The following is an 18,877-nucleotide window of genomic DNA, read 5'->3' on the forward strand; positions in this document are numbered from 1 at the left end:
GACGTGCCCGCCCCGCCTGAGGCGACAGGGCGCGTCCGGCCCCCTTTCACGCCCCGACACAAGAGGAGTGCAGACAAGTGAGTAAGGACCGGGTACGTGTCGTAGTCACCGGGCTCGGCGCGACGACGCCCCTCGGTGGAGACGTCGCATCGACCTGGTCGGCGCTCCTCGAGGGGCGGTCGGGCATCCGCCCGCTCACCGAGGACTGGGTCGACTCCGTGCCGGTGAAGTTCGCCGGCAGGGCCGCCGTCGATCCGGCCGAGGTCCTGCCGCGGCCGGAGGCCCGCAGGCTCGACCGCAGTGAGCAGTTCGCGCTGATCGCCGCTCGCCAGGCGTGGCAGGACGCGGGCGCCCCCGAGGTTCCCGCCGAGCGGCTCGGCGTCTGCGTGTCCAGCGGCATCGGCGGCATTGGCACCACGCTGTCGGCCTACGACACCTTCAAGGAGAAGGGCTGGCAGCGGCTGTCGCCGTTCACCGTCCCGATGCTCATGCCGAACGGCCCGGCGGCCTGGGTGGGCCTGGAGCTCGGCGCCATGGCCGGCGTCCACGCCACCGTCTCCGCCTGCGCCTCCGGCGCCGAGGCCATCGGCTACGCGATGGAGATGATCCGCAGCGGCCGGGCCGACGTCGTCGTCGCCGGCGGCACGGAGGCGGCGATCCATCCGCTGAACATGGCGGCCTTCGCCGCTGCCCGGGCCATGTCCACGAGGAACGACGAGCCCGAGCGGGCCTCCCGCCCCTGGGACCGGGGCCGTGACGGCTTCGTCCTCGGCGAGGGCGCAGGACTGGTCGTGCTGGAGTCGTACGAGCACGCGGTGGCCCGCGGCGCCCGGATCTACGCCGAGGCGGCGGGCCTGGGCATGTCCGCGGACTCGCACCACATCACCCAGCCGGAGCCCGAGGGCCGTGGCGTCATGATGGCGATGACCCAGGCGATGACCGACGCGGGCCTGACCGGCCGGGACATCCTGCACGTCAACGCGCACGCCACCTCCACCCCCGCGGGCGACGTCATCGAGGCGCAGGCCATCCAGAAGTCGATCGGGTCGCACCCCCTCGTCACGTCGACCAAGTCGATGACCGGGCACCTGCTCGGCGGCGCCGGCGGCATCGAGTCGGTGTTCACGATCAAGACGCTGGCCGAGCGGGTGGTGCCGCCCACGATCAACGTGGACGACCTGGACGAGGGCGTCGAGGTGGACATCGTGCGCGCCAAGCCGCGCGACCTCCCCGAGGGGCAGATCGCGGCGGTGAACAACTCCTTCGGGTTCGGCGGACACAACGTCGCCGTGGCCTTCACGACGGTTTGACAAGGGAGTCTCGAATGACAGTGCTGGACAGCAGAACGGTGGCCGATGCCGCCGAAGCGGCCGCCGTCGACGCCCGTGACCCCCTGGTGCGCCTCGGCCACCTGCTGGACGAGGGCTCGATCCGGCCGATCACCCCGGAGGACAAGAGCGGCGTGCGGGCGGTGACCGGGCGCGTCGAGGGTGTGCCGGTCGTGGCGTTCTGCAGCGACGCCCGGGTCCAGGGCGGCGCGATGGGCTCGGAGGGCTGCGAGCACATCGTCCACGCCTACGACGTGGCCGTGCGCGAGCGGGTGCCCGTCATCGGCGTGTGGCACTCCGGCGGCGCCCGGCTCGCCGAGGGCGCGGAGTCGCTGCACGCGGTCGGCCGGGTGTTCGCCGCCATGACCAAGGCCTCCGGCGTCGTTCCGCAGATCTCCGTCGTGGTCGGCCCGGTGGCCGGCGGCGGCGCCTACGGCCCGGCCCTCACCGACATCGTGATCCTGGCCGACAACGGCCGCATCTTCGTCACCGGGCCGGACGTCGTGCGCAGCGTGACCGGCGAGCAGACCGACATGGCCTCGCTCGGCGGGCCGGAGCCGCACAGCAAGCGCAGCGGCGTCGTCCACGTCGTCGCCAAGAGCGAGGGTGAGGCGCTGCTCAGGGCCCGCCAGCTCGCCTGCCTGCTCGGCCATCAGGGCCGGATGCGCGAGGTGGACGAGGTCGACTTCGGCAGCCTGCTCCCCGACAACCCCCGCCGCGCGTACGACGTGCACCCGCTGGTGAACGGGCTGCTCGACGAGCCCGGTGTGGAGCTGCACCCCAAATGGGCGCCGAACATCGTCACCACCCTGGGCCGGCTCGGTGGCCGCACCGTCGGCGTCATCGCCAACAACCCCATGCGGCTCGGCGGCTGCCTCGACTCCACCTCCGCGGAGAAGGCCGCCCGGTTCGTTCGGATGTGCGATGCCTTCGGGGTGCCGTTGGTGGTGCTCGTGGACGTGCCCGGTTACCTGCCCGGTGTCGGCCAGGAACACGACGGCATCGTCCGGCGCGGCGCGAAGCTGCTGCACGCGTTCGCCGAGGCCTCGGTGCCGAGGGTGACGGTGATCACCCGCAAGGCGTTCGGCGGCGCCTACATCGCGATGAACTCCCGCTCACTGGGCGCGACCCGCGTGTTCGCCTGGCCGACCGCCGAGGTGGCCGTCATGGGTGCGGTCGCGGCCGTCCGCGTCCTCAAGCGGCGCGAGCTGGCCGCCGCTCCCGAGGAGGAGCGCTCCGCGCTCGAGGCCCGGCTGGCCGAGGAGCACGAGAAGACGGCGGGCGGCCTCCAGCGCGCCCTCGACCTCGGCGTGATCGACGAGGTGATCGAGCCGGCCAAGACGCGCGGCATGATCGCAAGGGTGCTCGCCCAGGCCACCCCGGCCCGCGGCGCCCACGGCAACATCCCGCTCTGACGACGTACCGGAAGCGCCGGTCCCCGAACCCGGGGACCGGCGCTTCCGCGTTCTCCCAGGGCGGATACCAAGCTACTTGACGCTAAGCGACAAGTACTTGATGCTTGTCGTCAAGTAGAAGGGAGGCGGGCATGGACGAGCGCCGCGAACTGGCCGAGGACCTGTGCCGGGTCGTCGGCGGCAGGGTGCTCGGCGCGCTGGAGATCCTCTTCGAGCCGGACGAGCTGTCCGGCGAGGACACGCGACTGCGCGAGCTTCTGGCGGTGAAGAGCCGGGCCTGGGCCGACGTGCTGTGCGGCGAGGACGACCGCGCGGCCGCCTTCCTCGCGATCCGGCTGGTGAGCGCGCTGTATCCGGGCGACGCGCCGTTCGACCCGCCCACCGCCTGGTGGGGCACGCCACTGGGCCGGGCGGTCGCCCGGCGCGCGGGGCACCCGGCCGCGACCGCGGTGCCGGTCTCGGTCGCCGCGGCGATGCTCGGCATCACCCGCCAGGGCGTCCACGACCTGGTGCGCCGGCACAAGCTCGACCGCGATCCCGAGGGTGCGATCACCACGGCGTCGATCCAGGCCCGCCTCTCCCGCAGCCACGGCGACCAGGCCGCGGCGGGCATGAGGAGGCGTGAATGACCGTATCCACTGACGACGTCCTGCGACTGGCGGACGGCCTGGCCGTCCGGCGGCTGGGATTCGGCGCGATGCAGCTGCCCGGCCCGGGGGTGTGGGGCCCGCCGCGGGACCACGCCACCGCGCTCGCCGTGCTGCGCCGGGCCGTGGAACTCGGCGTCACCCACATCGACACCAGCGACTTCTACGGCCCGCATGTGGCCAACGACCTGATCAAGGAGGCTCTGCATCCCTATCCGGACGACCTGGTCATCGCCACCAAGGTCGGCGTGGTCCGCGACGAGTGGCGCGGGTTCGAGGCCGCCGCGGAGCCTGAGCGACTGCGCGAGCAGGTCGAGGAGAACCTGGTGCGGCTCGGCCGGGCCCGGCTCGACCTCGTCTACCTGCGGATGGGCGGCGACGGCCTGCTGTTTCCCGGCGAGGTGCCCTTCGCCGAATCCTTCGGGGCGCTGGCCGAGCTCCGCGAACGGGGGCTGATCCGGGCACTCGGACTCAGCGGCGTGACGCCGGAGCAACTGGCCGAGGCCCGCGCGATCGCGCCCGTGGCCGCGGTGCAGAACCGGCTCCATCTGTTCGACCGGTCGGGTGCGGACGTCCTGGCCGCGTGCGAGGCCGCCGGCATCGCGTTCACCGCCTATTTCCCGCTCGCCGCCGGCATGCTCCGGCCCGGGCTGGACCTGTCGCAGGCTCCGCAGGGCATGGCCCCCTCGGCCGAGCAGTTCGCCGTGCTCGACGAGGTCGCCGGCCGATACGGCGCGACCCGCGCCCAGGTGGCGCTCGCCTGGCTGCTCGGTCGTTCCCCGGTGACCCTGGCCATTCCCGGCACCACCTCGCTCGCCCACCTCGAGGAGAACATGGCCGCGGCCCGGCTGCGCCTGTCCCCCGAGGACATCGCCCTGCTGGACGGGCTGGCCTGAGGCGTCACCCGCCCGGCCTCCCCAGGTGGGGCGCCGGGCGGATGCGGGCGAGGTCAGGACGTGAGCTGGGGAAGCTCCAGGTAGGACTTGCCGCGGACGAACCACTGGAAATCGGCCGCATTCTTGCCGCTGGGCGAGGGCAGCCCGGCCCGCAGGTTCACGGCGGTGTTGACCAGGCCCCAGTTGAGGCCGCAGCCCGACGCCTTCGGCACGGCGAACGTCGTGTCCTTGGCCGCGACCTTGAAGACCGGCGTCCCGTCGATGGACGTCAGGTCCAGCAAGGTGACCTCGGGGTTCAGCACGATCGGAGTGGCGTCGCTCCCGATGTAGCACTTCTTGCCGAGCAGCGAGTGGATCATGCGGATCTTGATGCCGACGTTGGTCGGGAAGATCGGGCCGGCCTCGACCTTGCCGGTGCCCTGGGTCTCCACGTACACGTCGGTGAGCTTGGGCACCTCGAACGGCTTGCCGATGAGGCCGCCGGGCACCTTCATCCGGCCGCCGGCGACGCTGCCGAACGCCGCCGCCGTACTGCCGTCGGCGAGCTTGCCCTGTGCCACGGTGATCCGCAGCGGCTCGCTGATGTCCTGGGTGATCGAGCCGAGCTTGATCGAGCCGCCCACGGTGATGATGAAGATGCAGCTCCAGGTGTCGGGCGTGGCGCCGGCGGGAAGCCGTGGGCAGTCGGCCCAGTCGGCGTCGCTCGGGTGGTAGTCGTAGGCGGCGGCCGCCTGGGCGGGCGCCGCCGAGCCGGCCAGCAGCGCCGCCGCCGCCACGCCGATCACCAGGCGCCGGGCAAGAACGCTCATGGACTCCTCCTCGGGTCCGCGTCGGGGGGTGCGGACGTGAATGAGTCCCGGTATATCTGCGAAAAAGACGACTTTCTATGTCGCTTTCACAAGGCGCAAGGGCGGATTGTTATCACGATCCGCATAAAAAGGCGTCAGACGGCCGCGTGCAGCCAGCGCACGGGCGCACCCTCGCCCGCGTACCTGAACGACTCCAGCTCCTCGTCCCACTGCTTGCCGAGCAGGCGGTCGAGCTCCTCCTCCAGGACGACTCGGCCCTGGGCCGCCATCAGCATCACGTTGCGTAGCCGGTCCTCGGGGATCAGGATGTCCCCGTTCGCGCCGACGACCGCCGTGAAGGCGCCCAATGTCGGCGTGTAGGCGTGCCGGGAGCCGTCGACGCCCGGCGAGGCGTCCTCGGTTATCTCGAAGCGGATGCGCTGCCAGCCCATGAGTGAGGACGTGATCGCCGCCGCCGTGCCGGGACGCCCCTCCCACTCGGCCTGGGCCCGCAGGGTCCCGGGCGCGGCGGGCTGGGCGGTCCACGTCAGGTCGACGGGCACGCCAAGAACGCCTGCGACGGCCCACTCGATGTGCGGGCACAGCGCAGGCTGAGCCGAGTGGACGTACAGGACGCCACGAGCAGCAGCCACCGGACCTCCCAATTCGCATGAGGTGCGCCTTCCCCAACGGCCTCACACTTGGGATGATCACGGTTGGATGACTGTAGGAGAGACTACCGTCCGTCGCAGCCCGGCACCAGAGGGGGGTCATACCGATTGGCGCTTGGCGACCAACTGAATCGGGAAGGACGCGTTCCGTAACCATCGCGGAAAGGCCCCCTGATGCGCAGCCGGCTCGTCGAACCCCTCCCAGGACGGCCCGTCCTCATCCGGCCGGACGAACTCCTGACCTCCTCCCCCGCCGCCGTCGCCCGGTGGGCCCTGGCCGCCGAGCCCCTTCCCGGCGCCGGTCGGCTCCACCGCGTACGGCTGCCGCCGGGCACCGACGTGATCGATCTGACGGCCACGCTCCGCGACCGCGGGCACCCGGCCTCCCCCAACCACATCCTGTCGGGCCAGCCGCTGTTCTTCGGCGGGCCCGGCGGACCGCCCCTGCCCGCGGCGGCGCCGCCGTACGAGCCGGGCGAGCCGTGCGAGGTCACCGTGGCGGTCCTCGACACCGGGCTGGCGCCGCACCCGTGGCTGGCACGGTGGTACAGCGACGACATCGCCGAGACACCCGACGCGGACGGCGACGGCGTGCGCGACCGGCAGGCGGGGCACGGCACGTTCGTGGCCGGGCTGATCCTGCGGCACGCGCCCGGCGTCCGGCTACGCGTCCTCCGCTTCCTCGACAGCGACGGCGTGAGCGACGAGGCGGCGCTGCTGCGCGCGCTCGCCGGGCTGCGCGGCGGCCGGGCCGACGTGGTGAACCTCTCCTTCGGCGGGCACACCTTCGACGACGCGCCGCCCCTCGGGCTGGCCGAGGCGCTCGCGGGCTTCCCCGCCGTCGTCGCGTGCGCGGGCAACACCGCGTCGTCGCGTCCGTTCTGGCCCGCGGCCCTGCCCGGCGTGGTCGCGGTCGGCGCGCTCGACGGCGACGCCAGGGCCGGTTTCTCCGCGTACGGCCCGTGGGTGGACGTCTGGGCTCCGGGCGTCGGCCTGGCCAGCAGCTTCCTCGATTACGGCGACTTCCGCGGCTACGCCGTCTGGAGCGGCACGTCGTTCGCCGCCGCGGTCGTCACCGGGGCTCTCGCCCGCCTGTGCCGGCAGGTTCCGCCGGGCCAGGCCGTACGGCGCCTGCTCGACGGCGGCCGCCGGGTCGCGGATCTCGGGGTGGTCGTGGCGAGCGCAGATCGGTAAGGTCTCTGTCACCATACGCTTCTCCCCGAGCGCGCAGAGTGACAGATGCCGACAGACAACTCCTTCGCCACCATCGACCAGGCCGCCTGGGAGGACCTGGTCGCCCGATTCGACGGCAGGATGTGGGCGGTCGCCCGGGCGTTCGGGCTGAGCGCCGCCGACGCGGCCGACGCCGTGCAGGGCGCCTGGCTCCGCCTCGTCGAGAACGCGGGCGCCATTCGCGATCCCGAACGGATCGGCGCGTGGCTCGTCACCACGACCCGGCACGAGGCGGCCCGGCTCAGCCGCAAGGCGCGTGGAGAGGTGGTCTCCGACCTGGACGTGCCGGACACGACGTTGCCCGACCCGACGGCCGCGGTGGTGGACGCCGACTTCGGCAGGCAGGTGTGGCGCAGGCTCGACCTGCTCGGCGAGCCGTGCCGCTCGCTCATCCGCCTCTACGTGCTCCATCCCGAGGCGCGGTACGCCCAGATAGCGGTCCGCCTCGACCTGCCTGTCGGCAGCATCGGCCCCACCCGGGCCCGCTGCATGGCCCGACTGCGCGCCCTCGTGGAGGAGGAGAACCGATGAGGGAGGAATACCTGCTGGCGGCCCTGCGCATGGGAGCGGGCGCCGATCCGGTGCCGGAGGGCGTGTCGGCCGCCGCCCGGGCGGTCTTCGGCCTGCGGGTGCCCGGAGGCGTGCCCGCCGGGCCGGTCGACCTCCCCGTGCCGCCGGGAACCCGCTCCTCCGCCGAGGCCGGGACCGCGCAGACCGAGACGGCGCAGGCCGGGGCCGTGCAGACCGGTGTCCGCCGCTTCAGCGCGGACGGCCTGGTCATCGACATCGAAACCGCCGTCACCGGCGGGCGCATGGAGGTGGCCGGTCAGGTGTCCCCCCTCCCTGGGCCGGACGCCAGGATCGAGGTGCGGACCCCGCACATCGCCAAGGTCCGCGTGCCGTCCGGCAGCGGCCACTTCGCGGTGGCCGGGCTGCCGCCCGGGTGGGTCAGCGTGGTCTGCCACCGGCCCGGTCACCCGCCCGTCTTCACCCGCTGGATCCACGTACGCCCGTGACTTCTCGCATGGACCTCTTGGACAGGGCCGAAACCGCCGTGCGGCTCTCCGCGACCGACCCTCGGCTGGCCCTCGCGGAGGCGAGAGCCGTACTGGACCTGACCGCCGGCGCCTGCGGCGAGACGGCCTCGGTGGCGCTGCGCGCGGCGGCACTGGCGGCGCGCGAGCTGGGCGACCTCGAACTCGCCGGAGAGCGGCTGGAGGAGGCGATCGCGGCGGGACGGGGGTTCCCGCGCCGGGTGGCGCAGGCCCGGATGTCACTCGTCACGGTCCGGGCCCAGCTCGGCGACCCGGAGGGCGGGCTCCACCTCGCCGATCTCGCCGAGCGGGATCTCGGGGGAGCGGACCTGGCGAGGCTCGGCGTGCAGCGGTCGGTCGCGCTGATCCTGCTGGGACGGCACGAGGAGGCCGTACGGCACTGTGACCGGGCGATCGGCCTGCTGGACGACGATTCCCGCTTCCGGGCGGGCGGGCTGCTGAACCGCGGCCTCGCCCGCACCTACCTGGAGCAGTACGGCGAAGCCGAGGCCGACCTGGCCGAATGCGCCCGGGTGGCGAGGTCGGCCGGCCACGACCACGTCGCGATGCTGGCGGAGGGCAATCTGCCGTTCGTGGCCGCCCGGCGCGGCGACATCGCCGCCGCCTTCGCGCGATACCGGGCGGCCGAGACCACGCTGTTCGGCTTCCCCGAACGGCTCGCCGCGATGCGCACCGACTTCGCCGAGGCGCTGGTGGCCGCGCGGCTGCCCGGCGAGGCGCGCACGCTGCTCGAACAGGCCGTGCCCGAACTGGTGGCGGCCGGAGCGCAGGCGGCGCTCCCCGGCGCGCGGCTGCTGCTCGCCCAGGCCGCGCTCCTCGCCGGGGACGCCCCGCTGGCCGAGACGACGGCGCGCACCGCGCTCGCGGAGCTGGACGCGCAGGGCAGGACGGCCTGGCTGCCGCTGGCCAGGGAGGTCGTCCTGCGCGCCCGCCTCGCGGAGATCCCCGCCTCGACGACCGCGCACGACGCTCCCGCCTCCCCGTCCACGCCGTCGGCGGCCGGTTCCGGCGCAGGCGAGGCCGCCGCCCACCCGTCATCGGGGACGGCAGGCCGCTCGGGCGCCCCCTGCGGCGACCTGGTCACCGATTTGATCGCCTGTGCCGACGACCTCGCGGCGTGCGGCTGGTCCGGGGCTTCGACGGCGCTGCGGCTCACCGCCGCGGCGGCGGCCGTACGGCTGGGCGCGATCACGCGGGCCCGCCCGCAGCTCGATCGCGTCGCCGCCACCGCCGTCCGCCCGCTCGTACGCTGGCACGCGGCGGCGATGCGGCACCGCCTGGACGGGAACCTCGACCAGGCTCTGGTGGCCGCGGCTCGGGGCATCGAGGCCGTGCAGGCCCCGAACGGTGACGCCGGTCCCCGCGACGTCGCGCGGGACGCGGAACTGCGGGTGCACGCGGCGCGGCCCGCCGAGGATCTCGCCGCGTTCGGCCTGGAGATCGCCCTCGACCGGGCCCGGCGGACGGGCGACGCCCGGACGGTGCTCGAATGGGCCGAGCGGTGGCGGGCGGTCGTGCGCGGCGCCCCGGCTCCCACATCGGTGCTGCACGATGTCCCGCCCGCCGGGTCCGGGCTCCTCGTGGAGCTGGTGCGGCGCGGCGACGACCTGTTCGCCGTCACCGCCGGCCCCGGGGGCTGCGTGCTGCGGATGCTCGGCTCCTACCAGGCGGCGGTGGAGTCGACGGTGCGGATCCGGTACGGCCTGCGCCGCCGCGCTCTGCTCGACACCCGGCGCGACACCCCGTGCGACTCGGACGGCCTCCCCGGCGCGGCGGACGAGGCGGTCGCCCACGAGCTGTCCGCGCTCGACCGCGTCCTCCTGTCCGGTCCCGGGACGCTCACGTCAGCAGGGAGCCCGCCCGGCGGGCCGGTGACGGTCGTGCCCACCGGGGCGTTGTGCACGCTGCCCTGGCCGCTGCTTCCCTCGCTGCGCGGCCGGCCGGTGTCGGTGGCGGCCGACGCCGCCGCGTGGCTCGCCCCGCGCCCGGGCCCGGCCGGCGCCCCTCTGGTGCTGTCGCTCGCGGGGCCGGGGCTCGACCACGCCGCGGCCGAGGCCGACATGGTCGCCGCCGCACACGGGCGGGCGCGGCGCATCGGCGCCACCAGGGCCGAGGTGCTCCGCGCCCTGGGGCGGGCCGACGTGCTCCACGTCGCCGCCCACGGGATGTTCAGCCCGCGCGGGCCCATGCTGTCGCAGATCACGCTCGACGACGGGCCGCTCATGGCCTACGACCTGCTGACCGCGCGGCGGATCCCCCGCCTCGTGGTGCTGTCGGCCTGCGACGCGGGGATGGCCCATGCCCCGGTGGACGGCGTAGCGCTGGGCCTCGCCGGGGCCTTCCTCGACGGCGCCGCCCGCAACGGGGATGCCGCGTGCGTGGTGGCCGGTGTGGTGCCGGTGCGCGACGACGAGGCGCTGAACCTCATGACGCTCTTCCACACGCTGCTGGCCGAGGGCCGCTCCCCCGCCGAGGCGCTGGCCCAGGCGTCCGAGAAGACGGCCGTGCCGGGATTCGTCTGCTTCGGCGCCGGCGGCACGCCCTTCGCCACGGGCTGAGGCGACCTCCCGTTCGGTCAGGAGCCGGTCGCGACCGGCCTGGCGGGGTCGGCGACCCAGTTGGACCAGGAGCCGACGTAAAGGGCGGCCGGCAGCCCGGCGATCTCCAGTGCGAGCACCTCGTGGGCGGCCGTGACCCCCGACCCGCAGTACGCGCCGACGGGCACGCCCTCGACCGCCCCGAGGCTGTTGAAGCGCTCGCGGAGGAACTCCCTGTTGTGGAACCGCCCGCCGGGCTCGACGTTCCCGGTTGTCGGGGCGCTGACCGCGCCGGGGATGTGCCCGGCGACCGGGTCGACCGGCTCCACCTCACCGCGGTAACGCTCGGCCGCCCTGGCGTCGAGCAGCACGCCGTCGGCCGCCAGCGCGGCGGCCTGATCGGCGTCCATCACGGGCATCCCGCCCGGCCGCGCGGTGAAGTCGCCCGGCGGGACGGGGCCCTCCTCCTTGGTCACCGGGAGCCCGGCCCGGGTCCAGGCCCGCAGTCCGCCGTCGAGCACGCGTACGTCGCCGTGGCCGAAGTAGCGCAGCGTCCACCAGGCCCTGGCCGCCGCCGTCGAGTCGGCCTCGTCGTAGACGACCACCGGCCGGCCCTCGGACACTCCCAGGCGGCGCATCGCCTCCTGGAACGCCTCAGGCGCGGGCAGCGGATGCCGTCCGGCGGGCCCGGGCGGGGCGGCGAGGTCGGCGTTGAGGTCGCAGAAGACCGCGCCTGGGATGTGGCCCTCGCGGTACGCCTCGACGCCGGGCGGTCCGCCCAGCCGCCAGCGGACGTCGAGGATCGCGGCGTCGCCGATCGCGGCGAGCTCCTCAGGAGTGATCAGCGGGCTCATGCCATCCCCTCGCCTTCGGCTCGGTGCCGTACGGTGCCGCAGCCATTCTGCCAAGCCGTGGCGCCTCAGGACGCTGTCGCGTCGAGCAGCTCGAGGATGTCGGCGGTGGTGCCGGTCTCACCGAGACGCGGGAAGATCTTCTCGACGCTGTGGCGGTGGGCCTCGGGGTCGAGGTCGGTCATGGCGTCGGTGGCCAGGGCGACGTGGTAGCCGTGCTCGTGGGCGGCGCGGGCGGTGGACTCGACGCCGATGCTGGTGGCCACCCCGGTCAGCACGATCTGGGTGACGCCGCGGCGGCGCAGGTGCAGGTCCAGGTCGGTGCCGTAGAAGGCCGACCAGTTGCGCTTGGTGACGACGATGTCGCGCGGATGTCCGGCCAGGTCGTCGGCGATCTCGTCCCAGCCGTCGGGCCAGGCGCGCCCGGGGCGCGACAGGTCGGTGCGTCCCGGGACGGCGTCCGCGCCGTCGGCCGCGGCGGTGACGCGGACGAGGGCGACCGGCAGGTCGCGGGCGCGGAACGCCTCGGCCAGCCGGACCGTCCGGGCGAGCACGTCCGCCGTGGAGTACGGGTTGCCGGGGGCGGCCAGCACGCCTTTCTGCAGGTCGATGACGACGAGCGCGGTCTTGGGGTCGAGAGTGGTCACGGGCATGAGGAATCTCCCTTTTCTGGCTTGCGAACAGGGGGTGGTCAGGTGCGGCCGACGCGGCTCAGCGACCGGTCGGCGAGGACGCCGGCCAGCAACAGGACCGAGACGCCCAGCAGGAGCAGGCTCAGGTGGTGCAGCCCGGGCGTGGTGGCGCCGTGCCGGTAGAACGCCGCGTCGGCGGCCGAGGCGCTCAGCGCGCCGAGATATCCGAACGTGCGCAGCAGCCCGGCGGAGGAGCCCATGCGGTCCGGGTCGGCCTGCGCGTACAGCGCGTTCTGGTTGGCCAGCCCGTTGAGGCCCTGCGCGACGCCGACGAACGCGCCGATCAGCGCCAGCAGCCACATCGGGCTGCCGGAGCCGGCCGTCAGCAGCGCGGCGCAGCCGATGATCTGCGCCGCGGCGCCCCCGGCGAGCTTGCCGCGCACCTCGGCGCGGCGGCCGGTAAGAGCGGTCACGGCGATGGCCATCGCCGACATGGGCAGGAGCAGCAGCCCGGCGGCCGAGGGGGCGAGCGACCGGCCGTCCTGCAGCCACTGCGGGAACCCGTACATGAAGGCGTAGGAGGTCGTGTAGGCCAGCCACTGCCTGCCGTACGTGGCCAGCAACGGCAGGTTGCCGCCCAGCACCCGCAGGTCGAGGAACGGCTGCGCCACCCGCAGTTCCCGTACGGCGAAGCAGGTCCCGGCGATCGCGACGATCACCAGCAGCCACCAGAGCCCCCACGCCGGGTTCATCAGGAACGTCATGAACGCCGTGAGCGTGCCGGCGAACAGCGCCATACCGATCACGTCCAGTCCCCCGCCAGGCCGGGTGGCCGTGGAGGAGGTCGCGGCGCGGCGGGGCAGTCGCCGCGCGCCGAGGACGAGGCACGCGGCCGAGAGCGGCACGTTGACGGCGAAGATGAGATGCCAGCCGCCCGCTCCGACGAGCAGGCCGCCCAAGGTCGGCCCGATGACCGCGATGACCTGGTTGGAGATCGACAGCGCCGCCAGGATTCCGCTGGGACTCCGCATGCCGGTGCGGTCGGCCTCGGCCCGCAGCAGGAACATCGACGCCGGGTAGGCGGCGGAGGTGCCGATCCCGAGCAGGACTCGGGACACGATCAGGACGCCCAGGCTGGGGGCCAGCACACCCAGCAGCCCGGCGGCACCGACCAGCGCCGTGCCGGCCAGGTACAGCGGCCGGGGGCCGAAGGTGTCCACCAGCCGCCCGATGACCGGCTGGCCGACCGCGGTGGCCAGGTAGAGCCCCGTCACCAGCCACGCGGTGTCCGCGGGCGAGGCGTGGAACCAGCGGCCGATCGGCACGAGCGCCACGGCCAGCATCGAGGAGTTGATCGGGTTCAGGATCGAACCCAGGATCATCGGGGCGATCAGCCGGCGGTCGAAGCCGCCGGCGTCCGACCGGCGCTCGGCCCGGTAGGCGGCCCGAAGCCGCGTCACGACCGGAGCCCGATCATGATTGGGCCACGGCGTCCAGCAGCGCCATCGCCTCGATGATCGTGCGCAACTGCGCTTCTGTGCAGTGTTCCTGCAGCGCCCGTGCCAGCCACGCCTCACGCGCCCTGCGGTCGTCCAGACGGCGCTCGCGCCCCAGTTCGGTCAGCGTGACGAGCTGACGCCGGCCGTCCTCGGGATCGCGGTGGCGTTCCACCAGACCGGCCCGTTCCAGCGCCTGGACGATCGCCGCCATCGACTGCGGCCTGACCCGCTCGGCCGCGGCCAGCTCGCTGGCCGACGCCGGGCCGTGCTTGGCCAGCCGCACCAGCACGGAGACCTGGCCGGAGCTCAGGTCCCCCTCTCCGTCCAGCTCCCTCAGTCTCCGGACGAGCCGGCTGACCGCCACCCAGGCGTCGCCGGCCGCCTGCGCCGCCACCGCCGAAACGGCCTCGCTCATGGCGTACCCTCCCAAGAAAGACAGTCCAGACTGTACACCCGAAACTGCGCAGTCTGAACTGTCGATCGGAGGACGAGCGGATCCGCGATAGAGCAGCACGAGCGTCAGCGGCGAATCTCCACAAGCGGGACGTTCTGCTCGGCGGGGGTCAACGAGCCGTGATAGCCGATCATGGAAGACTCCACCGGCTCCCGGGCCGAGGCCACGATCACGCAGTCGCCGTACGGCACGGCCACCACGTCGCCGACGCGGCCGAGCCACTCGTGGCGGACACGGCGGCCGAACCAGCCCGCGGAGACGGCCTCCTCGCGGGTGACCACCCAGGCCCGCCCGCGCAGGGCCTCCCGCCAGGTCTCCAGCACGGCGGAGGCAGCGCCCGGGGAGGTGTAGACGTGCCGGGCGCGGGCCTCGCCGCCCAGCATGAGCACGCCCTCCCGCAGGTCGGCGCGGCGGTCCACGTCCACCTTGTCGGCGGCGTTGATCATCCCGTGGTCGGCCGTGACGTACAGGACCGCACCCGGCGGCAGCGCCTCGGCGATGCGCTCGGCCATGCGGTCCGCGACCGCGAGCTGTTCGAGCCACTCGCCGCCGCCCCACCCGCTGAAGTGCCCCACGCGGTCGACCTCGCCGTAGTAGACGGTGACGAACGTGGTCTCGCGCAGCGCCTGCCGTACGGCCTCGACGCGCTCGCCGGGGCTCTCGGCCGCTCGGTAGCGCATGCCCCGGTAGACGGCGCGGGTCAGTCCTGTGCCGTCGAACGAGGCGGGCGCCACGTAGACGGGCTCGACCCCCGCGGCCGCCATGCGTTCGTAGACGGTCGGCGCGGGCTGCCACACGTCCGGGTCGATCGACAGGCCGGGGGCGGTCCAGCGCAGGCAGTTGAACAGCCGCCCCTCCCCCGGGACCGCCATCTGGATGCCGACCATGCCGTGCTCCCCGGGAGGGGCTCCGGTGCCCAGGGTGGCCAGGCTGGTCGGGGTCGAGGAGGGGAAGCCGGCCGTGAGCGTCCCCCGCAGATGGGCCGACAGGAACGGCGCGGCGTCGGGGTGCGCGGCCAGGAGCTCGGCCCCGAGGCCGTCCACGAGGAACAGGCACACTCGCGGGGCCGGCTCGAGCGCCAGCGTGTTGCCGACCGGCAGCCCGAGGGAGGCGAGCAGCGAGCCCGGCAGATCGGCCAGCGAGGCCGTGCCGTACGCGGGCACGTACGGCACGGGCACGGCCGGCGACGCCACGGACGGCTCCCCGGGCGGAGCCCCCGAGGGCTGGGGGTCGATCACGTCACCTCCCGGCGGCTGGAGGGGGACGGTCAGGTCGTCGCGGCCTTGGCGGTGGCCTCCGACAGCGCCTTCGCGAACGCCAGCACGTGGGTGACGGCCTCGGGACCGTCGGCCGCCTCGCTGACCCGCAGGGACAGGTCGTCGGCCGTGATCGCGCCGGTGTAGCCGTGATCGGCCTCGCAGTTCTCGTCGCCGCAGGTCGCCGGTTCGAGATCGACGTGGGAGATCGCGCCCCACCCGATCGTCAGCGTGACCTCCGTCGGGGGGACGCCCGGCACGTACGACGCGGGGTCGGGCACGACCCTGGTCACGGCGACCGACTGGATGCGGCTGAGCCGTACCGCCTCGGTGGTGGTGGAGGCGTGCGAGGCGGGCATGCCCTCGGCCGGCGGGTGCTCGTCGGTGTGGCAGACAAGCAGCCGGGTGGGCGAAAGGACCAGGACCGTGACGTGCCTGCGCACCTCCATCGCCGGGTCGAACGTGGCCTCGTGATGCACGACGTACGCCGTGACCGGCTCGTTGCCGAGCGCGGAGTCGACGGCGTCGGCCACCAGATCCGGGTAGTAGCCGCTGCGATCTATGGCCTCGCGCAAGCCCGCGGCGGAGACTCGGGTTTCCCTCATGGGTCCATCCTGCCCTGTAAGGGACACCTGTTTCACACCCCGACGGGACGGGTTTTCCGCCCACGGCGTGACGCCGGCCGATCAGCTCGGACAGCACCGGGATCAGCTCAGACGGCACCGATCAGCTCAGACGGCGCGGCCCGACGTCGGGACGCAGCGCGGTGACGGGCCGCAGGACGGCCCGCGCGCCCAGCACGGCCACTCCCGACGCGCCCACCAGGACCTGGTCGAGGTCCATCCTGGCGACCTCGGGCAGGGCGTCGGCCAGCAGGCCCACCCGCACCAGCAGTTCCTCCAGCGCCTCCACGGCCACCGCCTGGTAGCCGTACTCGCCGAACAGCAGCGGCGCGGCGCGGACCGACCGCACCAGCCCCGCCGCGTCCTCCGCCGTGAGCGGCGCGAGGCGGTAGGCCTGGTCGCCGAGCAGCCGGGCGGTGACCTCGCCGAGGCCGAACGTGACGACCCCGCCGAAGTAGCGGTCCTGGGTCACGCCGACGACGGTGGGCACCGAGGGCTGCGGCGCCATGCGCTGCACCGCGAGCGGAGTGCCGGGCCCGAGGATCTCGGCAAGGCCGGCGTACGCCTGCCGGACCCCGGCGGGTTCGGTGAGGCCGATGCGCACGGTGCCGGCGCGGCGGGCGTCCTCCGGGTCGGCCGACTTGACCACCACGGGCCAGCCGATCCGCTCGGCGGCGGCGACGGCCTCCTCGGCGTCGGCGGCGACGTGCGCCGGCCACACCTCGATGCCGTAGCAGGCCAGCAGCGCGGTCGCGTCGATCTCCCGCTCCTCGCCGTCCGCCCCCTCGCCGGCCAGGGCCGCGGCGACGATCTCCCGCGCGGCGGCGGTGTCGATCCCCTCGACGGACGGGACCGTGCCCGGCGGCTGCCTGCGCCACTGGGCGTACCGCACGACATGGGCCAGCGCGCGGACCGCCTCCTCCGGGGCGGGGTACGACGGGATCGACCCGCGCTGGGGCGAGTCGTCGCCGGGGCCGCCCGCCACACGCAGCTCGGCCGGCATGCCCAGCTCGCCCTGGAAGGTGGCCAGCACCGGCTTGCCCGACTCCCGCGCGGCCTCCAGCAGCGCCTCGGCCACCTCGCGGCAGTCGCCGGGGATCGGCGGCATGTAGATCGCGACGGCGGCGTCCACTTCGGGCAGGACGCTCCGCAGCGCCTCGGCGAACTCGGTCGCGCCGGCGCGGGCGCCGAGGTTCACCGGCGGGCTCGGCTGCAGGCCGGCGCCGGCGCAGGCCTCCTCGGCGAGCAGCGTGAGCGCGTCGGAGTTGCCGACCACGCCCACCCGCGGCCCGGCCGGCAGCGGCTGGTGGGCCAGGAGCTGGGCGACGTCGAAGAGCTGGACCAGGTCGTCCACCCTGATGAGCCCCGCCTGCGCGAACAGCGAGCTCAGCGCGGTGTCGGGCAGCGCGAGCACGGGCGCGCGGTGCCCCCCGGGGACGCCGCGCGACTTGACCACCACGATCGGCTTCGACCGGGAGATCCGCCGGGCCAGCCGGGTGAACTTGCGCGGGTTCCCGATGGACTCCAGGTAGAGCAGGATCACGTCGGTCGCCGGGTCCTCCTCCCAGTACTGCAGGAGGTCGTTGCCGGACACGTCGGCCCGGTTGCCCGCCGAGACGAACGTCGAGATGCCCATCCCGCGCTGCGCCACCCGCTGCAGCAGGGCGGTGCCGAGCGCGCCCGACTGGCTGAAGAAGCCGACCCTCCCCCGCCCCGGCAGGGTCGCGGCGAGCGTCGCGTTGAGCCGTACGGCGGGGTCGGTGTTGGCGATGCCGAGGCAGTTGGGTCCCACCACCCGTATGCCGTACGCCCGGGCGATGCGGACCAGTTCCTCCTGGCGGGCCCGGCCCTCCGGCCCGGTCTCGCCGAACCCGGAGGAGACCACGACCAGGCCTTTCACGCCCTTCTCCGCGCACTCCCCGACCAGTTCGAGCACGCCCTCGGCGGGGACCGCCAGCACGGCGAGGTCCACGTCGCCGTCGATGGCCGACACGCTGCGGTAGGCCCGTACGCCGGCCACGGCCCGTACGTGCCGGTGGACGGGGTAGACGGGGCCGGTGAAGTCGGCGGCGAGCAGGTTGCGCAGGACCGTCTGGCCGATCCCGCCCGGTTCGCGGCTCGCGCCGATGACCGCGACCGACTCCGGGGTCAGCAGGCGGGCGATCGAGCGCGCCTCGGCGCGGTGCTCGCGGGCGAGCCGGACCTCCAGCGCGGTCTCGGTGCTGGACAGGTCGAGCGTCATGCGCACGACGCCGTCCTCGAACTGGCTCTGCGCCGTGTAGCCGGCCTGGCGGAACAGGCCCATCATCCGGTGGTTGCCCGGCAGCACGTCCGCGATGAAGGTCTTGATCCCGCGCTCGCGCGCGGCGGCCCGCAGGTGCTCCATCAGCACCCCGGCCACGCCCCTGCCCTGGTGGGCGTCCTCGACCAGGAAGGCCACCTCGGCGTGGTCGCGCGGCTGCACCCGGTCGTACCGTACGACCGCGACCATCTCGGTGCCGATCGTGGCGATGAGCGCGACCCGGTTGTCGTAGTCGACGTTGGTGAACCAGACCACGTCCTTGTCGGTCAGCCGGGGTCGTGGCCCGAAGTACCGGAAGTAGATGGACTCCGCGGACAGGCGCGAGTAGAACGAGCGCAGCATGCCGGCGTCGTCCGGCCTGATCGGGCGGACGTGGGCGGTGCCGCCGTCGGACAGCACGACGTCCGCCTCCCAGTGGGCGGGGTACTGAGGGTGCACACAATCGAGGCTAGCGGTGTCCGGCTTGGCCCGTATTGAGAGATTCCTTACGGCTGTCGGACCCGCTTTCGAATCCCCCTTATAGGGGATCTACCAGCCCTGACGCGGCAAGTTGGGCAACGCTTGTGCATCGACTGTGCCCGTCTGTCCGCTCTCCACCCCACGACGCCCCTGGAAGCTGTTAGGTTTCTGGACGTCAGCCTCACAGCACGGAGAGGACGCCGCCCCTCCTAGGGCATGGCTCACCTCCAC

At 73.9% G+C, this 18,877-nt stretch carries 17 protein-coding genes; 8 read left to right on the top strand and 9 right to left on the bottom strand.

The features are described from left to right. Positions 1 to 77 precede the first annotated feature (77 nt). The 4 genes from fabF to Msi02_RS13810 all read left to right on the top strand — a co-directional run bounded on the left by fabF (position 78) and on the right by Msi02_RS13810 (position 4,286). Positions 78 to 1,310: a beta-ketoacyl-ACP synthase II gene (fabF, locus tag Msi02_RS13795; RefSeq protein WP_204048735.1), complete on the top strand. Its 1,233-nt coding sequence runs from the start codon at positions 78 to 80 to the stop codon at positions 1,308 to 1,310. 14 nt (positions 1,311 to 1,324) lie between these two features. Next, positions 1,325 to 2,743 (top strand): acyl-CoA carboxylase subunit beta, encoded by a 1,419-nt coding sequence (locus tag Msi02_RS13800; protein WP_204048736.1) that lies wholly within the window; start codon positions 1,325 to 1,327, stop codon positions 2,741 to 2,743. A gap of 131 nt (positions 2,744 to 2,874) precedes the next feature. Next, complete coding sequence (locus tag Msi02_RS13805) at positions 2,875 to 3,372, top strand: hypothetical protein (RefSeq protein WP_204048737.1); 498 nt, start codon at positions 2,875 to 2,877, stop codon at positions 3,370 to 3,372. After that, complete coding sequence (locus Msi02_RS13810) at positions 3,369 to 4,286, top strand: oxidoreductase (RefSeq protein WP_204048738.1); 918 nt, start codon at positions 3,369 to 3,371, stop codon at positions 4,284 to 4,286. Before Msi02_RS13805 ends, Msi02_RS13810 begins: the two co-directional genes overlap by 4 nt. Before the next feature lie 53 nt (positions 4,287 to 4,339). Here Msi02_RS13810 and Msi02_RS13815 read toward each other — a convergent pair whose 3' ends face one another. Together Msi02_RS13815 and Msi02_RS13820 are read right to left on the bottom strand one after the other, a co-directional pair. Continuing rightward, on the bottom strand, positions 4,340 to 5,095 hold the full coding sequence (locus Msi02_RS13815) for a hypothetical protein (RefSeq protein WP_204048739.1): 756 nt from the start codon (positions 5,093 to 5,095) through the stop codon (positions 4,340 to 4,342). A gap of 134 nt (positions 5,096 to 5,229) precedes the next feature. Continuing rightward, positions 5,230 to 5,727, bottom strand: a complete 498-nt coding sequence (locus Msi02_RS13820; protein WP_179155579.1) for a DUF3145 domain-containing protein — start codon at positions 5,725 to 5,727, stop codon at positions 5,230 to 5,232. A 192-nt stretch (positions 5,728 to 5,919) separates the two neighbouring features. On the opposite strand from Msi02_RS13820, the gene Msi02_RS13825 reads away from it, so the two are divergent. From Msi02_RS13825 to Msi02_RS13840, 4 genes are read left to right on the top strand one after another with little or no spacing between them, the layout of a single operon-like run. Beyond that, positions 5,920 to 6,939, top strand: coding sequence for a S8 family peptidase (locus Msi02_RS13825; RefSeq protein ID WP_204048740.1), 1,020 nt, complete (start codon positions 5,920 to 5,922; stop codon positions 6,937 to 6,939). Positions 6,940 to 6,984: 45 nt separating this feature from the next. After that, positions 6,985 to 7,509: an RNA polymerase sigma factor gene (locus Msi02_RS13830; RefSeq protein ID WP_204048741.1), complete on the top strand. Its 525-nt coding sequence runs from the start codon at positions 6,985 to 6,987 to the stop codon at positions 7,507 to 7,509. After that, positions 7,506 to 7,994 carry a hypothetical protein gene (locus Msi02_RS13835; RefSeq protein WP_204048742.1) on the top strand — a complete coding sequence of 163 codons (489 nt, stop codon included), beginning with the start codon at positions 7,506 to 7,508 and terminating at the stop codon, positions 7,992 to 7,994. The genes Msi02_RS13830 and Msi02_RS13835 overlap by 4 nt, the downstream gene beginning before the upstream one ends. A 17-nt stretch (positions 7,995 to 8,011) precedes the next feature. Further along, positions 8,012 to 10,591: a CHAT domain-containing protein gene (locus tag Msi02_RS13840; protein ID WP_204048743.1), complete on the top strand. Its 2,580-nt coding sequence runs from the start codon at positions 8,012 to 8,014 to the stop codon at positions 10,589 to 10,591. Between the two features lie 17 nt (positions 10,592 to 10,608). On the opposite strand, the gene Msi02_RS13845 is transcribed toward Msi02_RS13840, so the two are convergent. The 7 genes from Msi02_RS13845 to Msi02_RS13875 all read right to left on the bottom strand — a co-directional run bounded on the left by Msi02_RS13845 (position 10,609) and on the right by Msi02_RS13875 (position 18,625). Next, positions 10,609 to 11,424, bottom strand: coding sequence for a sulfurtransferase (locus Msi02_RS13845; RefSeq protein ID WP_204048744.1), 816 nt, complete (start codon positions 11,422 to 11,424; stop codon positions 10,609 to 10,611). Positions 11,425 to 11,489: 65 nt separating this feature from the next. After that, positions 11,490 to 12,074, bottom strand: a complete 585-nt coding sequence (locus tag Msi02_RS13850) for a hydrolase (RefSeq protein ID WP_204048745.1) — start codon at positions 12,072 to 12,074, stop codon at positions 11,490 to 11,492. A gap of 38 nt (positions 12,075 to 12,112) precedes the next feature. After that, a complete protein-coding gene (locus Msi02_RS13855) occupies positions 12,113 to 13,513 on the bottom strand; it encodes an MFS transporter (RefSeq protein WP_204048746.1) in 1,401 nt (466 codons plus the stop codon). A 13-nt stretch (positions 13,514 to 13,526) separates the two neighbouring features. Continuing rightward, on the bottom strand, positions 13,527 to 13,967 hold the full coding sequence (locus Msi02_RS13860) for a MarR family winged helix-turn-helix transcriptional regulator (protein ID WP_079312343.1): 441 nt from the start codon (positions 13,965 to 13,967) through the stop codon (positions 13,527 to 13,529). Positions 13,968 to 14,071: 104 nt separating this feature from the next. Then, positions 14,072 to 15,244, bottom strand: coding sequence for an alkaline phosphatase family protein (locus Msi02_RS13865; RefSeq protein ID WP_079312345.1), 1,173 nt, complete (start codon positions 15,242 to 15,244; stop codon positions 14,072 to 14,074). A gap of 29 nt (positions 15,245 to 15,273) precedes the next feature. Then, a complete protein-coding gene (locus tag Msi02_RS13870) occupies positions 15,274 to 15,867 on the bottom strand; it encodes a DUF5998 family protein (RefSeq protein ID WP_079312347.1) in 594 nt (197 codons plus the stop codon). A 121-nt stretch (positions 15,868 to 15,988) separates the two neighbouring features. Continuing rightward, the gene (locus tag Msi02_RS13875) at positions 15,989 to 18,625 is read right to left on the bottom strand and encodes a bifunctional acetate--CoA ligase family protein/GNAT family N-acetyltransferase (protein ID WP_204048747.1); all 2,637 of its coding nucleotides are present in this window, start codon (positions 18,623 to 18,625) and stop codon (positions 15,989 to 15,991) included. Between the last annotated feature and the right edge of the window lie 252 nt (positions 18,626 to 18,877).

It is taken from the genome of Microbispora siamensis, from assembly GCF_016863095.1.
Classification (GTDB): Bacteria; Actinomycetota; Actinomycetes; order Streptosporangiales; family Streptosporangiaceae; genus Microbispora; species Microbispora siamensis.

Bases quoted from the DNA above. Each gene is read 5' to 3' on its own strand.
- Msi02_RS13845 (WP_204048744.1), bottom strand. From the start codon at position 11,424: ATGAGCCCGCTGATCACTCCTGAGGAGCTCGCCGCGATCGGCGACGCC.
- Msi02_RS13810 (WP_204048738.1), top strand. From the start codon at position 3,369: ATGACCGTATCCACTGACGACGTCCTGCGACTGGCGGACGGCCTGGCC.
- Msi02_RS13860 (WP_079312343.1), bottom strand. From the start codon at position 13,967: ATGAGCGAGGCCGTTTCGGCGGTGGCGGCGCAGGCGGCCGGCGACGCC.
- Msi02_RS13815 (WP_204048739.1), bottom strand. From the start codon at position 5,095: ATGAGCGTTCTTGCCCGGCGCCTGGTGATCGGCGTGGCGGCGGCGGCG.
- Msi02_RS13825 (WP_204048740.1), top strand. From the start codon at position 5,920: ATGCGCAGCCGGCTCGTCGAACCCCTCCCAGGACGGCCCGTCCTCATC.
- Msi02_RS13830 (WP_204048741.1), top strand. From the start codon at position 6,985: ATGCCGACAGACAACTCCTTCGCCACCATCGACCAGGCCGCCTGGGAG.
- Msi02_RS13850 (WP_204048745.1), bottom strand. From the start codon at position 12,074: ATGCCCGTGACCACTCTCGACCCCAAGACCGCGCTCGTCGTCATCGAC.
- Msi02_RS13800 (WP_204048736.1), top strand. From the start codon at position 1,325: ATGACAGTGCTGGACAGCAGAACGGTGGCCGATGCCGCCGAAGCGGCC.
- Msi02_RS13870 (WP_079312347.1), bottom strand. From the start codon at position 15,867: ATGAGGGAAACCCGAGTCTCCGCCGCGGGCTTGCGCGAGGCCATAGAT.
- Msi02_RS13805 (WP_204048737.1), top strand. From the start codon at position 2,875: ATGGACGAGCGCCGCGAACTGGCCGAGGACCTGTGCCGGGTCGTCGGC.
- Msi02_RS13835 (WP_204048742.1), top strand. From the start codon at position 7,506: ATGAGGGAGGAATACCTGCTGGCGGCCCTGCGCATGGGAGCGGGCGCC.